Below are 24,818 nucleotides of genomic sequence, written 5' to 3'. Positions count from 1 at the left end.
ATGATTTTATTTTACCATAGAAAGCCTTATTATTTTTATTTACAGACTTTTCTTCACACGCTCATTTTTAGTTATATTATTTTTACAAATACCTTCCTTGTTCTAGGACCATCAAATTCAGTAAAATATATTCCCTGCCAAGTTCCCAATTTCAGTTTACTATTTTGTATAATAATTTGCTGACTTGCACCCATTAAAGATGCCTTTATATGTGCATGTGAATTTCCTTCTACATGTTTGTAATCTCCCTCTTTAGGAAAAGCCTTATCCAAATTCACCAAAATATCTCTTACAACATCTGAATCTGCATTTTCATTTATTGTAATACCTGCTGTAGTGTGTGGGCAAAATACTAAAGCTATTCCCTCTGAAACTCCACTGTCATCTACTGCTTTTTCAACTAGACTTGTTATATCAACAAACTGATTATCCTTTATAGTTTTTAATTGATATTCAATTACACCTTTCATTTGACCACCTCAAATTCATTCTATTTTCTTTAAGAATTCAGCAAACTTAAAAAGATCCTCCTTATTAGAAAAAGCTGCTTGAGCTCTTTTAGCGTTTCCGCCACCTCTTCCATTATAGTTCTTTATATTTTGCTTAAATATTTTTCCACACTCAACTGTGCTGCTCCCATTTTGTGCAAATAAAATTCTGTTATCTAAACCTGATGTTAGTATTATAATAGCATTTTCGTCCTTAATGCCGTCATATATTTCCTCTATAAAACTGAAATCCCCATCCTCATAATGTTTAAATATAACTCCGTCATTTTTCTCATTTTTAAGTTTATCAGCCTCTATCTTGGCTTCATTCTTCTTATAGTCAGATACTATTTTTTTCAAGGTAGAGATTTCCTCTTTATTAGACTTAACTTTATTTAAAATATTTTCTTCGTCTATTGATAAAATCTTTTGAAGCTCAGTTATAATATTATGCTCTTTTGTATACTCTTCAAATGCTCTTTTACCACATTTAAAATAAACTCTTGTCATTCCTTTATGCTTTTCAGTTTTAAGTATCTTTATAATTCCAACTTCTCCAGTTCTAACAACATGCGTGCCACAACAAGCACTATAATCAACATCACCAAGCTGAACTATTCTTATTTTACCCTCAGCTTTTATTGCCTTTCTAAGTGGAAGTTTTTCAGCTTCAGGCTTACTCATAAAATAAGTTTTAGTTTCTACATTTGCGTATACATATTTATTTGCTTCATCTTCTATTTTCTTTATCATATCTTGTGTTACTTCTTCCATATCTATATCTATAGTTAAATAATCATCTCCCATATGGAAGCCGCAATTCACTCCATTGTATAGCTTGAAAAATGCAGCTGAAAGTAAATGCTCTCCTGTATGCTGTTGAATATTATCCTGCCTTCTTAAAAAATCCACCTTACATTTTGCTGTATCTCCATTAGGCTTTATGCTCATTACATGATATATTACGTCATCCTTCTCATATACATATTCCACAGGTATATCATTTATTGTTCCTAAATCACAAGGTTGACCACCACCTTCTGGATAAAAGCTTGTTTCATCTAAAACAATCTCGAATTTTCCATCCTTTTCTATTACACTTACTATCTTTCCTTCTGATTCACATATGTATGGATCATCATAAAATAACTTATGTGTCATAATAAATTCATCTCCTATATAAATTTTAATTAAGCTTTACTTATCTGTACATTCTTTAATATATTCTGTTATTACTTTACCTAGCCTTTCACTTTCAAAAACAATATCATTAGAGTTAAATTCATGTATATACAGTGCATCTCCTACTATAAATATTCCAGAAGTATTTGTTTTTGATTCTTTCTCTTCCTTATTTAAGCTTTTTATATTGGAATCTTTTAAAAGCTTATCGTTACAAGATAATTTTTGAGCAAAAATAAGTGTATCACAAGAAATAAATTTTTCTTCAAAATTTCTATTACTTATATAAATTCCTTCTATTCTTCCTCGTCCTTTAATTTTCATAATATCATAATCGTATAAAAGTGGTACATTTATCTTTGCTAACAACTCTATAATTTCATTTTTTTTATTTAAACTAACTCCATTATCTATTACTGCTTTAACCTTACCGCCTTCAATATATATTCTATTTGCAAGTAAATTACCAATTTCATTTGCTCCAAGTACAACTATACTCTTTCCTGGCATATATCCATGTATATTTATTAGCCTTTCAGCTGCAGCCGCATAATAAATTCCACTTAAATCTCTTGTTAAAAGCCTTATTGATTTTTTAGGTTTTTCAATAGCTCCACAAGCAAAAACTATGCTACAAGCCTTTATTTCAACTACTCCGTCTTCTGAATTCACAAAAGTAACTGTTTTATTTCTACTAAGCTTTATAACGGTACTATTTAATTTATAATTTATATTAAGCCTCAAAAACTCATCTATAAATCTTTGGATATATTCTGTTCCTGTAAGTTCTTCATTAAAAATTCTTTCTCCAAAGCCATTATGTATGCATTGATTTAGGATTCCCCCTAAAGTATCTTCTGCTTCTATTAATAATATATTTTTTACTCCTTCTTTTCTAGCAGAGATTGCAGTCCTTATTCCAGACAATCCACCACCTATAATAACCAAATCATACTCCATTATCCTCTCCTCCAATTGGAATAACTTATACTATATTATATTATAAACCATATTATAAACTTTTTTAATTAATTTAATATATGAATTTCTTTTTTCTTTGATATAATATAATTAAACATAAACTTGATTATTATAAACTTGAAACATTGGAGATGATAATACTAATGGTTACTTGTTCTGTATGTAAGAAAAATGTTGCTGTTATTTTCACAAATAAAGTAATAGATGGTAAACAAGAATTAGTTGGTCTATGCTTACCTTGTGCAAAAAAACTCGGCATTTCACCTTTAACACAAATAGTTGATACAAAAGATATGAAAGAAGATGATTTTCAAAATTTAAGCACTCAAATGAATGATATGCTTAAAAATATTGATTTAGATAAAATTTCGGATGAAAACGGAAATGGCGGACTGTTAAATTTCTTCAATAATGCTTTTAACAATTCTGAACAAGGTGAAACTAAGGAACCTGAATACACTAAAGATTCAAAAACTACTACTAGTACTCGTAAAAAAGCAAAAAAGAAAAAATATTTAGATTCTTATGGAATAAATTTAACTATTAAGGCCAAAAACGGTGAAATTGATACTGTTATTGGAAGAGAAAGAGAAATCGACAGGTTAATTCAGATTTTAAACAGAAGAACCAAAAACAACCCTATTCTTATAGGTGAAGCTGGTGTTGGTAAAACAGCAATAGCTGAGGGGTTTGCTGTAAGAATAGCAGAGAAAAATGTTCCTGCAAGGTTTTTAGACACAGAGGTATACATGCTTGAACTAAATTCGCTTGTAGCAGGTACTCAATTTAGAGGTCAGTTTGAAGCTCGTATGAAAGGCATTATCGACGAAATAAATCAATTTAAAAACATAATTTTAATTATAGATGAAATTCACAATATAATGGGTGCTGGCAATGCTGAAAGTGGTTCATTAAGCGCTGCAAACATATTAAAACCTGCTTTAGCTAAGGGTGAACTTCAACTTATAGGTGCCACTACTATAGAAGAGTACAGAAAATATATAGAAAAAGATTCTGCTTTGGAAAGACGTTTTCAACCTATTATGGTAGAAGAACCTACTATTGAGCAAACTATTGAAATAGTAAAAGGTGTAAAATCTTATTATGAAAATTATCATAAAATAAAAATTCCAGATGATGTAATTGAAAATGCTGTTCGACTATCCGGAAGATATATATCTGATAGATTTTTCCCTGATAAGGCTATAGATGTAATTGATGAAGCTGGTTCTAGAGCAAATTTAAAAAATAAGGGACTTGTAGAACTTGAAGCATTAAAAAACGAACTCTCAAATATTCAAAAAGAAATAACTAAATGTGCCGAATTAAATGATTTCGAAAAGGCAGCCGAATATAAAGTTGAAGAATGTAAAATACAAACAAAAATCGATAACTTTAAAAATGAATATTCTAATGTTATGTTAACTTTAGATGATGTAGCCTCAGTTGTAGAATCTTGGACTAAAATTCCTGTACAAAAAATAACAGAAATAGAGGCTGAAAAACTTCTAAATTTAGAATCAAGACTTCATAAAAGAGTTATCGGACAAAACGAAGCTGTATCGAGTGTTGCTAGAACTATCAGAAGAAATAGATCCGGCTTTAAAAAATTAAAGAAACCATCCTCTTTTATATTTGTAGGTCCAACTGGCGTTGGAAAAACAGAGCTTGTAAAAACTTTAGCTTTGGAATTGTTTCAAAATGAAAAGGCTTTAATAAGGGTAGATATGTCTGAATACATGGAAAAACATACTGTATCTAAATTAATAGGAGCGCCTCCCGGTTACGTAGGCTATGATAACGGAGGTCAACTTACTGAAAAAGTACGAAGAAATCCTTATTCAGTTATTCTTCTTGATGAAATTGAAAAAGCACATCCTGATGTATTTAATATTTTGCTTCAAATACTTGAGGACGGAAGACTTACTGATAGTCAAGGAAGAACTGTAAACTTTGAAAATACAATAATAATAATGACTTCAAATGCCGGAACAAATTTAAAATCCAGCGGAATAGGTTTTTCTCGTGATGATTATTTCTCCCTTTCTAGTAAAATTAAAGATGTACTTCGTGAAACCTTTAGACCTGAATTTTTAAATAGAATAGACGAAACAATTATATTTACAGAACTAAACAAAGATGAGCTTATGAAAATAATCGACTTAATGCTTAAGGAAATAATAAGTGAGGGTAGAGATAAAAATATATCTATTAATATAAACGAAGAAGTTAAAAACTTTATTTTTGATAAAGGTTATGATAAAAAATATGGTGCACGTCCACTCAGACGTACTATACAAAAATATATAGAAGATGAATTAGCTGAATTCTATATAAAAGGAATATATAAGGATGGAAGTAATGTAACTATTTATATTAAAGATAACAATATTGCTTTTGAATAAAAAAGCCATCAGCTTAGTAGAAGTTGTCAATGAAAAACAGGTAACTTTACTTAGTTGATGGTTTTTCTTTAATTCTTATAATATCACTATTACTAATATACCTTATTTGCAAAAACCTTCTAATTGTTTCTAAACACCGTGATACATATCACGGTGTTTATTTTTTATTTTAATTACTCTATATGTAAGATATTTTATCTTAAGAGAGGAATGATATTTTTATGAAAAAAATTCAATCTACTTGTAATTATTGCTCTTTGGCATGTAATTTAGATTTTTATGTTGAACATAATAAAATAGTTAAAATTACACCAAAAAAAGACTATCCAGTTAACGGAGCTTTTGGATGTATTAAAGGAGTATCTTTAGATAAACAACAAACATTAATAAAAGAGCTACCACTACCTAGAATCAAGCAAAAGGATGGTTCATTTAGAAGAATTCCTTGGGAACATGCATATAACATAATTGCAGATAAATTTTTAGAATTGCAAAATAAATATGGAAATGAAAGCATTGCAGGTATTAGTACAGGTCAATTAACTTTAGAAGAGCTTGCTTTATTTGGTCATGTAATGAGAAATTATTTAAAGGCTAATGTTGACGGAAATACACGACAATGCATGGCAACCTCGGTAGTTGCTCACAAGGAAAGCTTTGGTTTCGATGCACCACCCTATACCTTAAAAGATGCAGAGTTATCTGATACAATAATATTAATAGGTGCTAATCCAGTTATAACACAGCCAGTACTATGGAATAGAATAAGAAATAATAAAAATAAAAAGTTAATAGTTATAGATCCAAGAAAATCAGAAACAGCACAAAATGCTGATTACTGGTATGGAATAAAACCGAAAACAGATATAATATTTTTTTATTCTATAGCCAATAAACTTATAGAAGACAACTATATAGATAATTCATATATAAATAATTATACCGAAGGTTTTGAAGCTTTCAAAGAATTTGTTAAACAATACAGTATAGAAAAAGCTTCAAAAACAACAGGTATTAATGAAGCTGCTATTTTAGAACTTGTAAAATTAATACACAATGGTAAAAGAGTTTCCTTTTGGTGGACAATGGGAGTTAACCAAGGCTATGAAGCAGTTAGAACAGCACAGGCTATTATTAATTTAGCATTAATGACTGGTAATATTGGCAAACCTGGTACAGGCGCTAACTCCATCACAGGTCAATGTAATGCAATGGGATCACGTGTTTATAGTAATACAACTATGCTTTATGGCGGAGGCGATTATAATAATATGGCAAGGCGCAAAAGAGTATCAGAGATTCTTGGAGTTAATGAAGCTGTATTACCTATTAAACCCACAATAACTTATAACCGTATTGTTGATAAAATTAACTCAGGAGAAATAAAAGCATTATGGGTCTTAGGAACAAATCCACGTCATTCGTGGGCAAATAATACAAAGTTTAAAGAAGCTATGGATAAATTAGAATTTTTTATTGTACAAGATATATATGGTGATACTGATAGTTCAAAAAACTGCCATTTATATCTTCCTGTAGTTTCTGGTCTAAAAAAAGAAGGAACTTTTATAAATACAGAAAGACGTATTTCTGCAATGAGACCTGTACTTGAAAAATCTGAAGATGAGAAAAGCGATTACGAAGTTATTTACAAGGTTGGCGAATCTTTATGTATGGGAAATCTTCTTGATAGGTGGAAAACTCCTAGAGATGCATTTAACCTAATGAGAGAGTGCTCTAGAAATATGCCTTGTGATATGAGTGGTGTTACATATGACGGATTAATAAACTCAAAAGGAATACAATGGCCATTTAGAGAAGGAGAAATTTTGAAAGAAGATCAAAGACGATTATATGAAGATAATAAATATTATACTGCTTCGAAAAAAGCTAAGTTTGTTTTCGAGTCGAGAGTGTAAAATTCTTTCTGTAAAATAACTTTCTATGGTAAGTTTTAAAAGACAAGATTGTCAAAAGTGACTTTCTATCTTGTTTTAAATATACATTCTAAAAATATGTATGTCAAGAACGCCTTTAAAAACAGGCGTTTTTGGCATATTAAGCTTTTTATTCAGTAAGTCGTCCTTCATACATAATGGATAATTCACCGTACACTTTACCCCAATTTCTTAGTGGCAAACGCCATTTTTTTGTAGCTTCAAAAGTAGCAAGGTATAAAGCTTTTAAAAGTGATGTATCGCTTGGAAATACAGTTCTTTGTCTATTTAATCTACGATATGTGCTGTTGAGACTTTCGATTGCATTTGTAGTATAAATAACTTTTCTTACATCAGCAGAGAACTTAAAAATAGGGCTAATAGCATCCCAATTTGATTTCCAGCTTTTCATTGAGTTAGGATAATGTTTTTCCCATTTTCCAGTGATTTCTTCTAATTGCTTATATGCAATTTCCTCAGAAGGTGCATGATATATAGTTTTTAAATCTTTTGCAAATTCTTTTTTATCTTTATCAGAAACATACTTTAATGTATTTCTTACTTGATGAACTATACAACGTTGATATTCAGTATTTGGAAAAGCTACTGATATAGATTCCTTTATCCCTGTAAGACCATCTGCACAAAGGATAAGGATATCTTGAACACCTCTATTTTTTAATTCATTGAGAGCACTAAGCCAATATTTACTGCTTTCATTTTCTCCAATATTTATAGAAAGTACTTCTTTTCTGCCTTCATTATTTATACCAAGAATAATGTAAGCTGCAAGCTTACGTATAACGTTATTTTCCCTTACGGAAAAATGAACTGCATCAATGAAAACAATTGGATATACTGTAGATAAAGGTCTATGTTGCCATGCTTCTATTTCAGGAAGAAGTTTATTGGTTATATTTGAAACCATTCCTTCACTAACTTCAAACCCATATATATCTTCAATTTGTTCTGAAATTTGTCTGGTACTTAATCCTTTAGCATACATAGAAATAATTTTTTCTTCTATACCAGAAATATCTTTCTGGTGTTTTTGTACTATTTTAGGTTCAAAAGAACTTTCTCTATCCTGTGGTACATCTATATTCATCTCACCATATTTGCTTCGAATTCTTTTTTGTTTTTTCCCATTTCTTGAGTTTGTAGTTTCGGCTCGTTCATATGGTTCATAGCCTAAATGCTCGTCCATTTCACCTTCAAGCATAGATTGAATAGTTCCACCTAATAGATCTTTTAAAGCTTCCTGAATATCCTCAGCTGACTGAATATCATACTCGTCTATAAGAGCTGATATAATATTTCTTTTTCCTTCATTCATTGGTTTTACCTTATAAATATCTTTTTTTCTTGCCATAATAAAAGGCCTCCTATGATTTTATTTTACCATAGAAAGCCTTATTATTTTTATTTACAGACTTTTCTTCACATGCTCTAAAATTGCTATAGTACTTATTCAATTTAAAAGGCATGTCATTACCTCTATATGAAGTATTGACATGCCTTCTAAATTATATTTTAAATTATGAAGTTATACTTAATTTATATATGCTTTTTTCATTATTTTTTAATTTACTACTAGCTCCTTATTTTTAACAACATGAAGCATGTAATCATCTATACCTTTAAATTCTTCATTCCAAACACTTTGGGTATAATTATATCTATTAACTTTTAAATTCCATTTAAGTGTGTTTAATGCTTTCTGTACCTCTTTCTTATCCTTATAATCCATATCATAAGCAATAAAAATCTTTTGTGGTTTCAATATTTTTAGAGTTTGAAATAAATTATTAATTGCATTTACTCCTGGAACTGCTACAAATGTTGTATCTGATAAAATACTTGCTGTTGTAGCCTTTAAAGCTCCTTCAGTAATAACTATCTTTTCAGATGAATGATTCTTATTCCAATGAACATGTATAAATCCATTACACTGCGTACCATTCTCCATATAGCTTGATGAGAACCAAGGATACTTTTTCTTCTCTGCATCTTTTCTTATTTGGCATCCCTGAACCCTTCCTAAGTAATCAATCACTGGTACTAGAAATCCACCTTCTTTTGGTGTCCAGAAAGTCCACTCATTTTTATCTGTATAAAATCCTGATATTCCAGCAAGATTAAATCCAACTCCTATAAGTTCTCTACATATTCTCTTTTTCAAGTCTTTATCAAAAGGTAATGTCTTATAACCATTATTTTTAATATCATACTCTGAAAGTCCCCTATTTCTAAGGTTTAAATAATGTTTCTCAGACAACGATATTCTTCTAATTAAATTCCTATATACTTTGTTCCTAACCTCAATAGGTGCCATATGATTTAACTTTACACTAGCAACCTTTTTAGCTTCCTTTATAAAATTAATTGTAGATGAACTTACATCAAAACCCATTAACTCTTTAAAAGAATCTTTATTAGTACAGTTATGAAGCTTTGAATAAAGCATAATACCTGAACCATGTTCTCCACATTTAACACAATGATAAACATTCTTGTATTTTTTATCTTCAGGTGTTAAATAGAAATGTCCTAATTCAGAACCACAAAATGGACATACACTTGTAAATCTTTTACCTTCTTGCCTATATAATATTCCACATTTATCTGCTACATTTAAAATACTAAGTCTAGGATCAGTGTCATAATCAATTTTTTCATTCAATATAAACAACTCCTTTCAACTTTTTTATATGTAAAATAAAAGTGCTAGATATGTAATCTAACACTTTTCTCTATTCCTTAGTTCCAGCTCCATAACACTTAATGCATCTACTAAGTTAACAAACTCTTTTCTTATTTTCTTAAAGTAAACAACAAATTCATTCAAAATTATACCTACAAGCATTGTGTTGTTTATATAAATAACGATGTAATTTCTATATTGTATCCAAATAAATTGTTTACTTATGTATCCTCTCATGAAGCTTTTACCTTTAAATCTTTTTTCATAAAACTATTTATTTCGTTCTGCAATACTTGTGATTTTGTTAATACCTCTGAATCTGTTAAATTATGATTTTTAATTAGCATATAAAGCTCTCCTCTTAATTTTTCAATTTTGTTTTTCATAAAATATTCCACCTTTCAAATTTTAAAATTTTAGATATAAAAAAACTGCCTATAAGCAGAATTTGCCTATACACAGTTTGTTAGCCTAAAAAGACCTAAGATAATTGTTGCTAAAAAAAGAATAGCAAGGACTTAAAATTGTCTCTACTATTCTTATACATTAATTTTTTGTTTTTATCACAGTGGAATTAAAATCTTTATTATTCAAACTCAAAGCTTTCTATTTTAGCAAATGGTACACAATGTTTTTGAGCTGGAGTACTTCCTTGTGCTGATATACTGAATATATAATATGGTATTGTTCCTTTCACTTCTTCGCTCATATTTGTATACCAATTCATGAAATCATTAAATTCATCTTGTGTTAAATCAAATTTTCTTGTTGTTGAATCATTCATATATAGCGTTAATTTAACTTTTGTAACTTGTTGAGCTATTACATTTACCGTACAGGTTGCTGTTTTACCATCAGTTGTAGTTGCTGTTATTATTGCCTGTCCTTCTTTTAATCCTGTTATTTTACCAGAAGAATCTACTGTTATAATAGAATTATCACTTGAAATCCATGTTACACCTACGTTAGAAGGATTAACTGTTGCTGTTATATTATCAGTTTGTCCTACATTTATTGAATCATTCGTTTTATCTAAACTTATAGTTGTTGGTTCTGTAACATTGACTGTGCATGAAGAACTTAAATTACTTCCATCCTGTGTAGTTGCTGTTATAGTTGCTGTTCCTTTTTTAAGAGCAGTTACTTTTCCATTTGAATCTACTGTTGCTACTGATGTATCACTTGATGTCCATGTTACAGCTTTATTTGTTACATTATCTGGTGTTACTGTTGCTGTTATATTATCAGTTTGTCCTACTAACATTGAGTAATTTTTTTTATTTAATGAAATGCCAAATAAATAGCCAGAATCGTCAATATCTATAGAATCTATCCATAGACTATCATTCGTTGCATTAAAATAAGACTTAGATTGTATTCCTAATTCTACAGTATGATATCCACTACCCAAATTGGAATTTTCGTAACTTATAACATCTCCATTACCACCTGCCATATTACTTGATACATAATTACATGCAAAATTTCCAATAGTTTTACCATCTATCTTAATCCAATAACCAGATTGATCAGTATAACAATATGTCAATATTCTAATTTTATTTGAAGATACTATAAATTTCAAACTATCTTGCATTGACCCCGCACACATACCTGTACTATTATAAAATCCTAATGAAGCTAAATAGTCAGCGGTATGATAATTTGATATCCAAGAACCCAAATAATTAATTCTTGAATCTCTGTCATCATATCTCTTCCATCCTTTTTCCGGATTCGATAATCTGTACCCGACTTTCGCACTATTTTCTGTAGTATTATTCAAATTGGCAGTTCCAATTTCAGCACCATCTTTAGTTGTATCTGCAAAAACACTTGTAAAACATCCCAAAATAACAATTAGAAATACTAACAACGATACTTTAAATCTGTTTTTCACTTTTACTCCCCCTTTAATATATGTATTATTTTTACTTATAACCAATATTATTGTAAAACAATGTATAAATTTACTCAAGTAAATAATAAAACAAACTTTCATTTAAAATAATGTAGGATGTATTTTCAAAAAACAAAAAAGCTACCACGATTAAGTGATAGCATAAATTCTGTTCTTTAGTTAAAGGAGCTTTATATTAATTATCTTTTAAATAATGCAACTAGTTTTTCAACCCTTTTATTAGCTCTTGCAAAACTATCAGTTCGCCTTTTGGGCAATTTTGTTTTCTGAACTACTCCACCAGTTTCTCTAACCTTTTCCGCTGCAATTTTAAGCATATCTAAAGTTAATACATCATTTTCATTCTTCATAAAGTACCACTCCCTGTTATAAATTGTACTCCTTAAATACATTTTTTTCAATATAAGTTTAATTATTATTGTTAATTATTTCAAGTATTTCAGCTTCATAAAGAGTAATAATACTCATAATTGTATACTGTTCCTCTAACATAAGATCCTTCTCAGCCTCTATAACTACTAGCATAGATTTGTTATCTCTATCTTCATTAACATATATATCACTTGTATATGGTATAAATAAAACATTTCTATTATTTTGTTCTATAATGTATGAATTAGAATGCTTGTAGTGTCTTTTTAATTCTGCTCTTTTTACAAAATCAATATTATAATTAGATGATAATTTTTCAATATCCTCTTTTGCATTATTAACGGTAATTACATTAACATTTGCACCTAGATATTGTATCTCATAATATTTCTTTATTATTTTAACAAGCTCTTGTATTATATGAAATTTTCCTTTTATAATCTGTCCGCTAAAATCATTTTCTTTAATATACTTTCTTAGTCCTATAAGTATAGTATTTGCAGCTTGTGTTTTTTTAAGAAACAATTGAGTGTTTTTCTGCTGAATTGTTATTGCTTCTCTATCTTCCTTTACAAACTTGGCTCCAAAGATGCTTAATTCCTTAAATCCATTTCCGAATAAAATAAAAATATCTAATAAGTAAGCTACCATTAGAAATATTATAAAAATAATAATTAGAGTCCACATGTTATATGGTACTCCAAAACTATCTTTAATAGATATTTTATTTAACTCTACATGATTTACCAATATTATATAAGCTAATATCCAAATTATATAGTAAATCTTTTTAAATAAACTTACTGTTTCATCTGAAAATGACAGTTTATATGATACTAACGCATATATTATAAAAATAATCGGAATTGCATATAAACTTAAAAGAAATATATGCAATACACTATTTTGATTACAAGGTGATAACAAACTCATATTAAAATCCTCCATTACAATTAATTATAGTATTAATGTAAATTTTTTCAATATTGTTTTTAAGCACTTTCCTTCAATTCTCCAATTAATCTTACTGGCAAAATAAGTCCAGTGAAGCTATCATCATTCACCTTTTTAATAATTACACAATCTATATTTCTATTTAAATTTATTTCTATATTTCCATCTTCAGTACTTAAAGCTGAAAGCAGTTCAAGCCAATATTTTGAATTAAAAGCTATAATTAATTTACTTCCTTGAAAACTTTTTATCTCAACCTCATCATTAACACTTCCTACATTACTGTTTGACGTAACTATAATTTTATTTTCCGTAATATCCATCTTAATCAAATTATTTTTTTCATCCATTATTGAAGCCCTATCAAGAACACTATTTAATTCTTCTTTATTAACTACTATAGTTGTTTTAAATTCTTTCTTTATCAAATTACTGTATTTTACAAAATCTCCTTCTAGCAGTCTTATATCAATAGCTATATTACCTATAATGAAGTTCGCAAAATTATCTGATATACTAAGTCTTACATCTATATCCTTATCATTGTTGGTATCAGTATTTTTAGGAAGTAGCTTTAATACTTCCTTAAGTGCTTTTCCTGGTATTACAATTAATATATCTTTTTCTGAATCAGCAGCCACAGTTGACATTGATAGTCTATACCCATCCATAGCAACTAATTTTAATTCTCCATCTTTTATCTCAAATAAAACCCCTGTAAGGATTGGTCTTATCTCTGAATTAGCAACTGCATATAATATCTCTTTTATGCTTGTCGCTAATTCAGAAGCAAGTACATTTATTTGAGTTTCATTTGAATTGATTACTTTTTTAGGGTAATCCTTAGAATCCATTGTTATAAAGCCAGAACTAGACCTTCCAGACTTTACAACCAACCTCTCTCCCTCTGTAAAAACTGATATACTTCCATTTTTTAATTTCTTAACATATTCTAAAAGTAATTTAGCATCAACAACAGTCTGTCCATTTTCAAAATCTAAAACTTTAAATGATGAATCAATAGTTAAATCTAATTCACTTCCTGTTATAGTTACCTCTCCATCTTTTACTTCTATCAATATTCCAGTGAGAACTTTCATGGTATTCCTACCATTAACAGCTCTCGTTGCAACTTCTAAACTACTTAGTAAATTATTTTTATCACATGAAAATCTCATATACTTTCCTCCATTCACAATTTTAGAACTTTTTATTTTGTAAAGTAAAAACTGCATATAAGCTTCTTTTTACCTACATACAGTTTTTGATTTTTCTATTTAACTAAAACTATTTGGGATTGTTTCTTTTTCTTTTCTTCAAACGAACCCCTTTTTACTACTTTTAAGAATGTACTATAAGCAGTATTCTTATCCATAAAATTATTATTCTTAAGAATCTCTGGAAGTACTTCATTTATGAAATATCTTAAGTCAATATTTTCATTAATAGCTTTTTCTAATGCCAATTCATGCTCTTTTTTCTCTTCCTCACTTTTTTTCTTAATCTCATCAATTTTGTTTTCTAGTTCTTTATTTTTCTCTTCTGCTCTTTTATATAAATCTATAAATTCTTGGTTGCATCTTTGAATGTTTTGCATTTCTTCTTCCATCTTGTTTCCTCTAAATATATATACTAAATGCCTTTTTATATTTTCAATAAAACTTTTCATTGTGAATTCTCTCCTTCATTTTTAAAATAAAAAATCGCTCAAGATACTTTTAATATCTCAAACGATTTATTTTTTTGATTATATGTTTATCTTACTGGTCAAAATGGAATGTCCCCATCATCTATTGGTGTTATATCATTATTATGTGATATATCCATTGAGCCACTTTGATTTCCGCTACTACTTGTATTTACATTAGAACCATAATCTAAAAATTGAGTTTCCTCAGCTATGATTTCTGTAACATATCTTCTAGTTCCATCTTTGGAATCATATGATCTAGTTTGTATTCTTCCGCTAATACCTATAAGCCTACCTTTTGACATATAGTTTGATACCGATTCCGCTTGTTTTCCCCATACAACGATAGGAATAAAATCTGCCTCTGGCTTACCTTCTTTTTTAAATCTTCTATCTACAGCTATATTAAATTGTGCTACCGCTGTCCCACTTCCTGGAGTAAATTTCAACTCAGGATCTTTAGTTAATCTTCCTATTAATACAACCTTATTCATTTTCGTTTTCCTCCTTCTCTTTGCAATCTTCTATAACTTTTTGTAATTGTTCTTTATCATAGCTTTGAATTACATTATTGTCCTGAAGAAATTCTAAAATATTATTAAACATTCTTTCTGCACTTACTGCCTCTTCCTTGCTTAAACTTTTACCTTCTCCCAACGATTCAATACAATCATAAACATCAATTTCTGTGTTTCTAAATCTACAATAACTCATGTTACTCATTTTAACTTCCACCTTCCAAAATTTTATTTTTAAATATAAAAAAACTACACATAGACAGAAACTGCCCACATGTAGTTCGTTAGTCAATTTGACCTAAAAATTTGTTGCCAAATAAAAAAGAATAGCAAAGACTAAAAATGTCTCTACTATTCTTATACATTAATTTTTTATTTTTATCACCAAATTTTAAATTTTTATTTAAATCTACTAATATAACGTGTATTAACCCATCCACGTATAACTATACTTCCATCCTCATTTTCATATTCAATTCGTGTCCAATTTTTGTTTTTATGTATTATCTTCACAACTTGACATAATTTTAATTTATATATTGAATATGATTTCATTGAATCTGATACTCTTACATTTAATGAATTTGTATTTACAAATCTATAATTACTAATTACAGTACTTCTAATATATTTATTATTGACTTGCTTTTTTATTTCAGAATAGATAGGTTTCTTTATTTTTTTAGAAATAGTTTTTGGATTTTTACATTTGCTTAAATTACATATATTTACTACTTTTACTTTTAGCCCTTGCTTGATGTAATCATCTATTGAGGAACTAATTGGATTAATAATAAAAATATATAGTAATATAAATATGATAAAATGACTTTTTTTAAAACCTTCAACTTTATTATATAAAGTTTGATTAGCTTTTTGAGAAAATATATTTTGAATTTCATTAATATTTTTCTCGACATCAATATTCTTTTCATCTAAACAATCTATAGTTCCATCATTATTTACTTTAATATCTAGTATACTTTCATTTATTTCAGTTGCCTTAACAATATTTAAAATTGTATTCGAAATAACACTATTTAAGTTTTTTTCAGCTACTTTTGAAGAATTTAGAATCATGTTCGAAATATCACTATTTGAGTTTTTTTCAGCTACTTTTGAAAAGTTTAGAATCATGTTCGAAATAGCACTATTTGAGTTTTTTTCAGCTACTTTTGAAGAGTTTAGAATCATGTTCGAAATAGCACTATTTAAGTTTTTTTCAGCTACTTTTGAAGAGTTTAGAATCATGTTCGAAATAACACTATTTAAGTTTTTTTCAGCTACTTTTGAAGAGTTTAGAATCATGTTCGAAATAACACTATTTAAGTTTTTTTCAGCTACTTTTGAAGAGTTTAGAATCATGTTCGAAATAGCACTATTTGAGTTTTTCTCATTCACTTTAGCTAAATTTGAAAGTAGTTCTGTTGATTTTGCATAATTTTTTTTATTTTCCATTTAAATCACCTATATAAAATTATACCATATTAAAACAAATTTATAATATTTTACTCATTGCCGATATAAAATAAATAAAAGCTAGTCCACCTATTACATGATCCATTACTGAACCTGTATGAATAAGCTTAAGTGCTACCTTTTTTCTTATTGGATAAAATATTTCTATTCCGCTGTTGGTTAAAGTATCAGCTATCATATGTGATATAAAACCTACTGCAAAATATAAAGCCAAATTTCCAAGTAATAGCTTAAACCCAATGGTAAATAGTACAAGTCCCAATATACTGTGTGCAAAGCTCCTGTGCTTGGTAAACTGGGAAAATATCATACATGCTAATATAATCACCAATCCTGTATTTGAAAATTTCAAATTATGAGGTACGTAACTTGTAAGCTTGTTTAATCCTATTCTCTGAAAAACAGAATTAATCATTTCAATTTGATTACTAAAATTTGATATTAATATATACGTAGTTAATACTCCTATCATAATATACAGCAGTATTTTTCTAACCTTATAACTTATGGTACTCCTTCCTGTATCTATATCTGGCATCAATGCTCCTAGTGTTCCAATTGCTAATCCATCTGTAACATTCTCTACCGTTGGATTACTTATTGAAAGAACAGTTGCCGAAGCAACTAGTCCTATACTTATATGCGTTTTCCCTGTCATGATTTTCACCTTCCTATGCTATTTTTTTATTTAAAGTTTTCCTTAGCTTTTTATCTTTAAATTCCTCAATAAAGTTTTCAACTTCATCTGTCATACCACAGTTTCTCTTACCTCTGCATTGTTTTATCTCATTATCCTTAACTTCAATGGTATAAAACGGAGTATCAATTTCATCTTTATTCCGTATAAACAATATTACAGTTTTTCTCATAGCCATAATTCCCATATAATTTGTCGCTACACAATGGTCTAATACATTTCCTTCCTTTACTAATTCATCTGCATTTTTAGGTGGAATTATAATGTACTTTCCATAGCTCCACTTAAATCTTTCTAAAAGTTCGTTATACATTTCCTTTATAGCTTTATCATATAACTCCTTTTTATTATTCTGTATTAACTTATATATCTCATCATGTTTTTGTTTTAGGTTTCTTGGAAATATAACTGAATCCTTTTTTATCTCATATTTTAAAAAAGTACAATTATTTAAGTAATCCTCCCAATCTGAAAGAATATCATTTTCCTTTGAACTACAATTAATCATTTGGAATTCTATATATTTAATAATTCTGTGTATTGTTATTGAGTACTTTTTTGAAAAATTAAAAATATCCTTTGGGTTATAAAACTTGGCTGCAATATATAATATTTTTTCATTTGTAATATTAAATTTTCCTTTAAAAACTTCCTGTATTACCTTTAATTCATTTATACCGGCATTCAGTTCTTGAAGAAGGTGTAAAAACTTTCTATCTATTTTAAGAATATCTTTTATATTTTTTTCATTAAAGCTAAATACATAATCTTCACCAAAACAGCATCTTCCATAATAATAGTAGCAACTTAATATATCTTTAACTAAATGTACTAGATTAAGTTTCATCAATTGCTCTATAAATGGGTATTTCATATACAACCCTAAATAAGAATATACGGGGAATGTATGACCTTGTTCTATAGTTGCAAAATGTTTGATCTCTGAATATTTCCATATGGTATCACATAAAACATCATTTAAATTTGTACTATATAAGGAGATATTATAATAGTCAAAGTTGGAATTCCCCCCACCTTCGCACCAACGCATAACACCTGTTTGCTTAAAATTCCACCATTCATATGTTTTAATTTTCAAAGAATTATCATTATTAAACTCATAAAAATCTCTTGAAAATTCATGTATTATTAATTTAGGTTTCTTATAATTGCTCCCATAAAATTTCCTTATGCTAAAAGCTCTTATAATAACTCCATTAGGTACTTTCTGTATAATAGACGTTCTTGTACAATCATCTATATTTTTAGATTTTCCTTCTGCTTTATATACTACTTTACTTTTGCATTTAGGACATATCCCCTCTTTATTATGTCTAGGTTTATTAATAAGTACCTTTTTACCGCAGTGAGTGCAATATCCTTCCATTGGTTTACTACCTTTTCTGTACTTATAATAAATAAAGCTTCTTCCTCAACCCACTGTGCAAAATCATCAGGCAACTTAGGTACTATTTTCATTTCTTTGTCTATTCTTTTCGTAATAATCTCATGCTTTTTCTCTAACTTTTCTTTAAGTACAGCATTTTGAAACTTTTCTATAGCAGAAAGAGGTTTTTCTTTGACTTTAAAATATTTTAGTATATTTCGAGTTGACTTATTATCAACTAAAACACTATTTTCTTCCCATAACCATCCTAAAATATTTGATAGCCTAGCCTTACGCCATTTTATTTCATTTGAAGTAAAATCTTGAGTTATATAATCTTTTTGGGTATTATCTATAAATACTCTATAACTCAATTCTACTTCACTGGAACTACTATGTTTTGAATATATACAAAACATTAATATATCATTATCAAGTCTAATAATTTGAGAAGATACAAAGTACTTTATATTTGTCTCTAAAAAATTAATAAGAAATGATTTTTTTAGTTTACACGTTTTTATTTCTACTAATTTAGCTTTACGCATTATTTTCACCTCCAAGGTCAAACAAAGACATTTGAAGAACTCCTGCCTTTGGACTTGATGGTTTATCTTTGATACGCTTTAATAATATATCATTAGTTGGTGAATTAGCTTTAACTTTCTCCTTTAATTCCATTGCCTTTTTTGCTTTACTGTGGTCCATCTTATAATAATCCCATATAAGACTATGGAATTCTTCTACAGGTAAATCCCCCGTTTGACCATATTTTTTTCTCACATTCATGATAATATGCTGTACTGCACCTTCAAGTATTGCATCTTCTTTATTTATTAACTCACAAAGTTCATCACTTTTCATAAGTTGATGTAAATGATAGATTGTAGCTTCAGTAAAAATAATAGTACCAGACATATTATATATCTGCTCTACCTTCATTTTGAGCACCTTCTCTTTAAACTTTTTATGCTCTTCTGTTATTTTATTTTCAGCTTTCTCTCTTGAATTTTCATTTTTCATATTAGTTTCCTCCATAATTTTTATTTAAATAATTTAGCTTTAAAACTTCTACTTAAAAGAAAAACTGCACATAAATGCTTTTGCATTAACATACAGTTTTTTCTTAATTTACATAATATTCTAATTGACTTATATAACAGTAATCTCAACCTCTTTTTCAGGCTGATTTAAATATTTAGCAAAACCTCTTTTTATACATTCAATAGCATTATTTAAAATTAATCTTCCTTCTTTATTTTCTGATATTATTGTAATCTTAGGAAATATAGAAACTTTTAATTTAGTCTTTTCTAAAGCTTCTCCTACGTGTTTTATATTAACTTTAGGTGAATTTTTTAACGTTTCAATTATCCTTTCCTTACTTTCTTTTATCCTTATCTTTATATCACTTACAGAATTATTAATTTGCTCTTTACCATTAAGCTTACCTACTAACTCCTTTATTTCATCTTCAAGATTACTTATATCTGATTTTATAGTATTAATTGAATTATCATATTCAATTAAGCCTAATTCCAAAACTACTCTTACTTGACTTGAAGTTTTCATTTTTAATTCACAATCTTGAAGCATTTTAATTAAGGATATTATCTTCTCACTTGGAGTATCTTCACACATAATTTTCAACTTTTCAACATCTTCTTCAGCCATAGGAACAACTCTCAAAGCACTTTCTTTCATAGTTTTTACCATAAGCAAATTCCTTGAAAACTTTATTAAATCTTTAGTTAAAAGCATTAAATCTATACCTTGTTCATCCAGTGAAGCAACAATGTTTAATAATTCAATTTTATTATTTTCTAATATATTCTCAGTTATTTTAAAAAGATTATTGTTATTACTGACTCCTAAAAGGTTCAATAAATCATTATAATTAACACCACTTTCAGTATCAAGAGACATAGCCTGTTCTAATATACTTAATGCATCTCTCATTGCTCCATCTGATACTTTTGATATAAGCTTAAGTCCTTTATCTTCAATATTTATATGAGCCTTTTCTGATACATACTTTAGTCTAGTATATATATCCTCAGTTCTGATTCTTCTAAAATCAAATTTTTGACATCTTGATAATATAGTTACTGGAAGCTTTTGAGAATCAGTAGTTGCAAGAATAAAAATCACATTTTCAGGTGGTTCTTCAAGTGTTTTAAGAAAAGCATTTATAGCTCCCATAGACAGCATATGAACCTCATCTAATATATAAACTTTATACTTTGCTTCAACTGGTGGATATATTAATGAACTTATTATTCCTCTAATATCTTCTACACCATTATTCGAAGCAGCATCAAGTTCTGTAATATCCGTACATATTCCTTGTTTAATTTTTCTGCACATCTCACATTCTCCACATGGTTCTCCATCTATTGGTGAAAGACAATTAACAGCTTTTGCAATTATTTTAGCACTAGTTGTTTTTCCAGTTCCTCTTGTACCACATAATAAATATGCATGTGAAAGTTTCCCTGACTTAATCTGATTTTTAAGTATTCTTGTAATATGTTCCTGTCCTATCATGTCATTAAAGTTTTGTGGTCTAAAATCGTTGTAAAGCATAATATTATTTCCCCTTTCAACTTTTGTTTTATAGATAATTTTTAGATTATTGTTATTTTAAATTAGTAATGATAAAAGCATTTCCAAATCCACCATTGAAGCTCCTGTTGTTTTAAATTTAATCTCATATTTTATACAAATACTTAGATAACTCTGAAGCTGTTTTAATGTAAAATTTTTAGCTTGAGAATAAATTATTTTTCCAACGTAAGAATGCAGTTTATTCTTTTTTGCAAAATCATCGCTAATAACCTTTTTTTCTATTGAAACTTTTGCATAGAATAACAACTTAAACTGCCTAATAAGCATAAATAAAATACCTATAGGTGTCTCTCCTTTTTGAGTAAGTGAATTTAGTATTTCAAGTGAGGTTAACCCATCCTTATTACTTATGGCTTCTATAAAATCAAATATATCTTGCTCATTCAAGTTTGAAAAAGCCTTCTTAATATTTTCTATAGATATTTCATCCATAAATCTAAGTTTATTAATATCATTAAGCAAGAAATCTAAATTATTACCTGAATTGGTAGCTATAAAATTCTCCACTTCTTTAATCAGTTTCAAATTATATTTCTCACAGAAATCATGTATTAAAGTTCTAACCTCGTATGAATTATTTTTAAGACTTATAACAACTGATGCTCCTGACTTTTCAAGTTTTAATAATTTTTTATTTTTACTAACATTCTCTCTTTTATCTTTCTGAAAAGAATATAAGATCAAATTAGTTGTATCAGGAACATTAGGAATATATTTTGGAATATCCTGTAATAAGTTGTTTTTATCTTTAATATCAGGTTCTAAAAAATCACTTTTTAGAAGTACTAGCCTTTTTCCACTCATAAATGGAAGTGTCTCACAAGCATTTATAATCTGCTTCATATCATCTATATCATTTATATATGATATATTTAGTTCAGGCACTCCTATGTACTTTTTAAAGTGTTCAATTGTAGTTTTTACACTATAATAATCAACCGAATATAAAACCATAACATTTTTACTTTTGTTCATTTTCAATTGATTACGTAACTCTCTAAAATTAATCAATTTTCATCCCCTCCTTAATTTTTGTAAATAAAAAAACTGCCTATAAATGCTTAAAAAGCACTCATAAACAGTTTGTTAGTTATTTTTAAATTAAACCTACCAAATGAATGTCGCTAAAAATAGCAAAAACTAAATGTCTCTACTATATCTTATACATTAATTTTTTGTTTTTATCACAGTAAATAAAAAACTATTCTATTTAATAAACTATATTATATATTCATTTCACCTATAAACTGACTTTCTTCTGTATCAACTTCTAGTCCACTCCTATATAAAACCTTGTTTGGTCTTGTTATATAGAGTTTTTCCTTTGCCCTAGTTACAGCAACATAGAAAAGTCTTCTCTCTTCTTCTATATCACTTCGTCTGTTAGGAAAAATACCTTCATTCATTCCAATAACAAATACTACAGGAAATTCTAGACCTTTGGATGCATGAACTGTCATGAGCTTTACCGCATCCTTTTGCTCTAACAATCTTTCCTGAATATCTTTTGTCTTTAGCCACTTTAGAAAAGCTGAAATTGAAATGCTCTGATTTATCTCCTCTTGAATATCTGTCCAGTGAGATATTTTTTCTAAGGCTACTTGTATATCATCATTTTTACTATCTCTATTTTCTTCTGAATATATAGCTTGTACATCTAGTAATTCTACAACATATTTAAAAACATCATATGCATTACTATTTTCCTTAATCATAAACTCATTAAGGCTTAATATTCTTTTTAAAAACAAATCAATTTCATCCTGATCCTTAAACTTTAGTGATTGAAGCCCCTCAAAGAAACTTAAATTCTTTTCCGAACATTTAAGCTCAATTTTTGATATTTGTGTTGAATTTAAAATAGCTTTAGGAAAGTTAACTGCTCTTTTCACTGCCCTATCATCTTTAGTATTAATAACAAAATTTATAAAATTAAGTATTTTTCTTATATCATACTTTTTAAATACATCTTGGCTGTTATTTATAATTTGATATGAAATGCCACTTTCTCTAAGCTGTTGGGCTACTATATTAAGTTGCTTATTTGTCCTTGAAAGCACAGCAAAATCCTTTAAGCTTTTATTACTTTTTCTAATGGTGCTAGCTATAAATTCTGCCTCTTCTTCAATATTTTCAAATGTAATACACTCTATATTTTCTCCTTCTTTATGGGATATAAGTTTCTTATCAACTCTATCATCATTGTTGCAAATTAATTTATTGGCTGCATTTATTATTTCCCCTGTAGACCTATAGTTATCTTCTAATGTTATTACCTCACAACCTGGAAAATAAGCTTCAAAGTTTACAATATATTTAGGTTTAGCTTTCCTCCACTCATAAATACACTGATCAGGATCACCTACTACAAATAAATTTCTTGGTTTAAGTATTTTTATAAGCTTCATCTGAATATCATCACAATCTTGAAATTCATCACAAAAGATATACTCATACCTCTTATTATAATATTCTCTAACTTCAGGGCATTTCTCTAATAACTTTACAGCATCTATAAGTAGCATATCCAAATCTACAGCTGAATTTTTCTTTAGTCTGTGCCTGTATTCTCCAGCGGCCAATATATAATTTTTTAATGCTGGATATTTTTCAGCTTTATACTCTGGATGTTCCATACATTCCAGTGAACTAAGAATATCTCTTGTACTTATTGCTTCTTTACTTTGGCATATACATAAATCCACTAAAATATTTTTTATAATATCTTCCTTATCTTCTTCATCATAAATGCTAAATTCCTTATTATATCCAATCTTAAATCCCCATTCTTTAAGGATAGAAATACCAAAAGCATGAAAGGTATTACAGAATACTTTTCCGCCTTCTTCTTCCCCCATAAGGAGTTTAATTCTATCCTTCATCTCCTTAGCTGCATTTCTGGTAAAGGTAAGACACAATATACCACTACCGCCTACTCTTTGAGTTTCATTTAAATAAGAAATCCTATGTGTAAGGACAGTAGTTTTTCCACTTCCTGCCCCTGCTAAACAGAGGATTGTTTTTGAATCAGATGTAACAGCTTTAAGCTGATTATCATTTAAATGATTTAATACCTTCATTGTTTATCACTTCCTACTTCTCTATCATGTTTATCATAGACAGAAATATACAAATTGTACTCTCCAATCTGAGGTATCAACCTTACCCAGTAATTGAAAGTACCTTTTGATAAAAATAAATCTGCATTGTAATTTAGCCCATTAAACATATAATCAATTTCTAAGCCATGAAAAGCTTCACACTTTTTAACAATTTTTTCAAAGGTATCATACTTGTCCACTATTTCATTAACAACCTTCTGAATTTCTTTTAACTCACTGTTAGTCTTAAAGTTACTTCTATAAAGTGAAATCCATTGATTACACATACTTTTATCTTCAAATGAACACCTCATATGTCCTATTTTTAAATTATTTTTCACTTTAAATGCTTGTTTTTCTAATAACTTCATAAA

The 24,818-nt window shown here is 28.3% G+C and carries 23 protein-coding genes and 1 pseudogene; 2 read left to right on the top strand and 22 right to left on the bottom strand.

Annotated features, from left to right (window positions below):
* Positions 1-71: 71 nt before the first annotated feature.
* From CLFE_RS07655 to CLFE_RS07645, 3 genes are read right to left on the bottom strand one after another with little or no spacing between them, the layout of a single operon-like run.
* On the bottom strand, positions 72-470 hold the full coding sequence (locus tag CLFE_RS07655; RefSeq protein WP_077895567.1) for a secondary thiamine-phosphate synthase enzyme YjbQ: 399 nt from the start codon (positions 468-470) through the stop codon (positions 72-74).
* Between the two features lie 15 nt (positions 471-485).
* Positions 486-1,649, bottom strand: a complete 1,164-nt coding sequence (locus tag CLFE_RS07650; protein ID WP_077895566.1) for an alanyl-tRNA editing protein — start codon at positions 1,647-1,649, stop codon at positions 486-488.
* A gap of 36 nt (positions 1,650-1,685) precedes the next feature.
* Entirely contained in the window at positions 1,686-2,630 is a 945-nt protein-coding gene (locus CLFE_RS07645) for an NAD(P)/FAD-dependent oxidoreductase (protein WP_077895565.1), read from the bottom strand.
* Between the two features lie 164 nt (positions 2,631-2,794).
* Between CLFE_RS07645 and CLFE_RS07640 the strand changes: the two genes are divergently transcribed.
* The gene (locus CLFE_RS07640; RefSeq protein WP_077895564.1) at positions 2,795-5,056 is read left to right on the top strand and encodes an ATP-dependent Clp protease ATP-binding subunit; all 2,262 of its coding nucleotides are present in this window, start codon (positions 2,795-2,797) and stop codon (positions 5,054-5,056) included.
* A gap of 221 nt (positions 5,057-5,277) precedes the next feature.
* A pseudogene (locus CLFE_RS07635) lies at positions 5,278-6,963 on the top strand (molybdopterin-dependent oxidoreductase); the annotation flags it as partial.
* Positions 6,964-7,123: 160 nt separating this feature from the next.
* Here the strand turns inward: CLFE_RS07635 and CLFE_RS07630 are convergent.
* The 19 genes from CLFE_RS07630 to CLFE_RS07540 all read right to left on the bottom strand — a co-directional run bounded on the left by CLFE_RS07630 (position 7,124) and on the right by CLFE_RS07540 (position 24,815).
* Positions 7,124-8,329 carry an IS256 family transposase gene (locus tag CLFE_RS07630; RefSeq protein WP_169851002.1) on the bottom strand — a complete coding sequence of 402 codons (1,206 nt, stop codon included), beginning with the start codon at positions 8,327-8,329 and terminating at the stop codon, positions 7,124-7,126.
* Between the two features lie 246 nt (positions 8,330-8,575).
* Positions 8,576-9,676 carry a DUF3854 domain-containing protein gene (locus CLFE_RS07625; protein WP_169851001.1) on the bottom strand — a complete coding sequence of 367 codons (1,101 nt, stop codon included), beginning with the start codon at positions 9,674-9,676 and terminating at the stop codon, positions 8,576-8,578.
* Between the two features lie 254 nt (positions 9,677-9,930).
* A complete protein-coding gene (locus tag CLFE_RS07620) occupies positions 9,931-10,083 on the bottom strand; it encodes an aspartyl-phosphate phosphatase Spo0E family protein (RefSeq protein ID WP_077894763.1) in 153 nt (50 codons plus the stop codon).
* 200 nt (positions 10,084-10,283) lie between these two features.
* On the bottom strand, positions 10,284-11,597 hold the full coding sequence (locus CLFE_RS07615) for an Ig-like domain-containing protein (protein ID WP_169851000.1): 1,314 nt from the start codon (positions 11,595-11,597) through the stop codon (positions 10,284-10,286).
* Between the two features lie 200 nt (positions 11,598-11,797).
* On the bottom strand, positions 11,798-11,968 hold the full coding sequence (locus tag CLFE_RS07610) for a hypothetical protein (protein WP_169850999.1): 171 nt from the start codon (positions 11,966-11,968) through the stop codon (positions 11,798-11,800).
* Between the two features lie 58 nt (positions 11,969-12,026).
* Positions 12,027-12,923: a hypothetical protein gene (locus CLFE_RS07605; RefSeq protein WP_077894761.1), complete on the bottom strand. Its 897-nt coding sequence runs from the start codon at positions 12,921-12,923 to the stop codon at positions 12,027-12,029.
* A 59-nt stretch (positions 12,924-12,982) separates the two neighbouring features.
* The gene (dnaN, locus tag CLFE_RS07600; protein WP_169850998.1) at positions 12,983-14,122 is read right to left on the bottom strand and encodes a DNA polymerase III subunit beta; all 1,140 of its coding nucleotides are present in this window, start codon (positions 14,120-14,122) and stop codon (positions 12,983-12,985) included.
* Positions 14,123-14,217: 95 nt separating this feature from the next.
* Positions 14,218-14,613, bottom strand: coding sequence for a hypothetical protein (locus CLFE_RS07595; protein WP_077894759.1), 396 nt, complete (start codon positions 14,611-14,613; stop codon positions 14,218-14,220).
* A gap of 98 nt (positions 14,614-14,711) precedes the next feature.
* Complete coding sequence (locus CLFE_RS07590) at positions 14,712-15,128, bottom strand: single-stranded DNA-binding protein (RefSeq protein WP_077894758.1); 417 nt, start codon at positions 15,126-15,128, stop codon at positions 14,712-14,714.
* Entirely contained in the window at positions 15,121-15,357 is a 237-nt protein-coding gene (locus tag CLFE_RS07585) for a hypothetical protein (protein WP_077894757.1), read from the bottom strand. Before CLFE_RS07585 ends, CLFE_RS07590 begins: the two co-directional genes overlap by 8 nt.
* Positions 15,358-15,551: 194 nt before the next feature.
* Complete coding sequence (locus tag CLFE_RS07580) at positions 15,552-16,610, bottom strand: SH3 domain-containing protein (protein WP_077894756.1); 1,059 nt, start codon at positions 16,608-16,610, stop codon at positions 15,552-15,554.
* A 40-nt stretch (positions 16,611-16,650) separates the two neighbouring features.
* Positions 16,651-17,289, bottom strand: a complete 639-nt coding sequence (locus CLFE_RS07575) for a metal-dependent hydrolase (RefSeq protein ID WP_077894755.1) — start codon at positions 17,287-17,289, stop codon at positions 16,651-16,653.
* A 13-nt stretch (positions 17,290-17,302) separates the two neighbouring features.
* Positions 17,303-18,715: a PcfJ domain-containing protein gene (locus CLFE_RS07570; RefSeq protein ID WP_077894754.1), complete on the bottom strand. Its 1,413-nt coding sequence runs from the start codon at positions 18,713-18,715 to the stop codon at positions 17,303-17,305.
* Complete coding sequence (locus CLFE_RS07565) at positions 18,619-19,263, bottom strand: hypothetical protein (protein ID WP_077894753.1); 645 nt, start codon at positions 19,261-19,263, stop codon at positions 18,619-18,621. Before CLFE_RS07565 ends, CLFE_RS07570 begins: the two co-directional genes overlap by 97 nt.
* Positions 19,256-19,738, bottom strand: coding sequence for a hypothetical protein (locus CLFE_RS07560; protein WP_077894752.1), 483 nt, complete (start codon positions 19,736-19,738; stop codon positions 19,256-19,258). Before CLFE_RS07560 ends, CLFE_RS07565 begins: the two co-directional genes overlap by 8 nt.
* Positions 19,739-19,867: 129 nt before the next feature.
* Positions 19,868-21,301 (bottom strand): DNA polymerase III subunit gamma/tau, encoded by a 1,434-nt coding sequence (gene dnaX / locus CLFE_RS07555; RefSeq protein WP_077894751.1) that lies wholly within the window; start codon positions 21,299-21,301, stop codon positions 19,868-19,870.
* Positions 21,302-21,358: 57 nt separating this feature from the next.
* Complete coding sequence (gene holA / locus CLFE_RS07550; RefSeq protein ID WP_077894750.1) at positions 21,359-22,354, bottom strand: DNA polymerase III subunit delta; 996 nt, start codon at positions 22,352-22,354, stop codon at positions 21,359-21,361.
* Between the two features lie 212 nt (positions 22,355-22,566).
* Positions 22,567-24,423 carry an ATP-dependent helicase gene (locus CLFE_RS07545; protein ID WP_077894749.1) on the bottom strand — a complete coding sequence of 619 codons (1,857 nt, stop codon included), beginning with the start codon at positions 24,421-24,423 and terminating at the stop codon, positions 22,567-22,569.
* Positions 24,420-24,815, bottom strand: coding sequence for a hypothetical protein (locus CLFE_RS07540; protein WP_077894748.1), 396 nt, complete (start codon positions 24,813-24,815; stop codon positions 24,420-24,422). Before CLFE_RS07540 ends, CLFE_RS07545 begins: the two co-directional genes overlap by 4 nt.
* Positions 24,816-24,818 lie beyond the last annotated feature (3 nt).

The organism is Clostridium felsineum DSM 794, assembly GCF_002006355.2.
Taxonomy (GTDB): domain Bacteria; phylum Bacillota; class Clostridia; order Clostridiales; family Clostridiaceae; genus Clostridium_S; species Clostridium_S felsineum.
This window is presented reverse-complemented; position numbering and strand designations above follow the sequence as displayed.

Coding starts and splice junctions, on each gene's coding strand:
- CLFE_RS07545 (WP_077894749.1), bottom strand. CDS start 24,423: ATGAAGGTATTAAATCATTTAAATGATAATCAGCTTAAAGCTGTTACA.
- CLFE_RS07540 (WP_077894748.1), bottom strand. CDS start 24,815: ATGAAGTTATTAGAAAAACAAGCATTTAAAGTGAAAAATAATTTAAAA.
- CLFE_RS07565 (WP_077894753.1), bottom strand. CDS start 19,263: ATGCGTAAAGCTAAATTAGTAGAAATAAAAACGTGTAAACTAAAAAAA.
- CLFE_RS07605 (WP_077894761.1), bottom strand. CDS start 12,923: ATGAGTTTGTTATCACCTTGTAATCAAAATAGTGTATTGCATATATTT.
- CLFE_RS07620 (WP_077894763.1), bottom strand. CDS start 10,083: ATGAAAAACAAAATTGAAAAATTAAGAGGAGAGCTTTATATGCTAATT.
- CLFE_RS07570 (WP_077894754.1), bottom strand. CDS start 18,715: ATGGAAGGATATTGCACTCACTGCGGTAAAAAGGTACTTATTAATAAA.
- CLFE_RS07585 (WP_077894757.1), bottom strand. CDS start 15,357: ATGAGTAACATGAGTTATTGTAGATTTAGAAACACAGAAATTGATGTT.
- CLFE_RS07655 (WP_077895567.1), bottom strand. CDS start 470: ATGAAAGGTGTAATTGAATATCAATTAAAAACTATAAAGGATAATCAG.
- dnaX (WP_077894751.1), bottom strand. CDS start 21,301: ATGCTTTACAACGATTTTAGACCACAAAACTTTAATGACATGATAGGA.
- CLFE_RS07640 (WP_077895564.1), top strand. CDS start 2,795: ATGGTTACTTGTTCTGTATGTAAGAAAAATGTTGCTGTTATTTTCACA.
- CLFE_RS07650 (WP_077895566.1), bottom strand. CDS start 1,649: ATGACACATAAGTTATTTTATGATGATCCATACATATGTGAATCAGAA.
- CLFE_RS07630 (WP_169851002.1), bottom strand. CDS start 8,329: ATGAATGAAGGAAAAAGAAATATTATATCAGCTCTTATAGACGAGTAT.
- CLFE_RS07560 (WP_077894752.1), bottom strand. CDS start 19,738: ATGAAAAATGAAAATTCAAGAGAGAAAGCTGAAAATAAAATAACAGAA.
- CLFE_RS07610 (WP_169850999.1), bottom strand. CDS start 11,968: ATGAAGAATGAAAATGATGTATTAACTTTAGATATGCTTAAAATTGCA.
- dnaN (WP_169850998.1), bottom strand. CDS start 14,122: ATGAGATTTTCATGTGATAAAAATAATTTACTAAGTAGTTTAGAAGTT.
- CLFE_RS07590 (WP_077894758.1), bottom strand. CDS start 15,128: ATGAATAAGGTTGTATTAATAGGAAGATTAACTAAAGATCCTGAGTTG.
- CLFE_RS07645 (WP_077895565.1), bottom strand. CDS start 2,630: ATGGAGTATGATTTGGTTATTATAGGTGGTGGATTGTCTGGAATAAGG.
- CLFE_RS07595 (WP_077894759.1), bottom strand. CDS start 14,613: ATGAAAAGTTTTATTGAAAATATAAAAAGGCATTTAGTATATATATTT.
- CLFE_RS07580 (WP_077894756.1), bottom strand. CDS start 16,610: ATGGAAAATAAAAAAAATTATGCAAAATCAACAGAACTACTTTCAAAT.
- CLFE_RS07575 (WP_077894755.1), bottom strand. CDS start 17,289: ATGACAGGGAAAACGCATATAAGTATAGGACTAGTTGCTTCGGCAACT.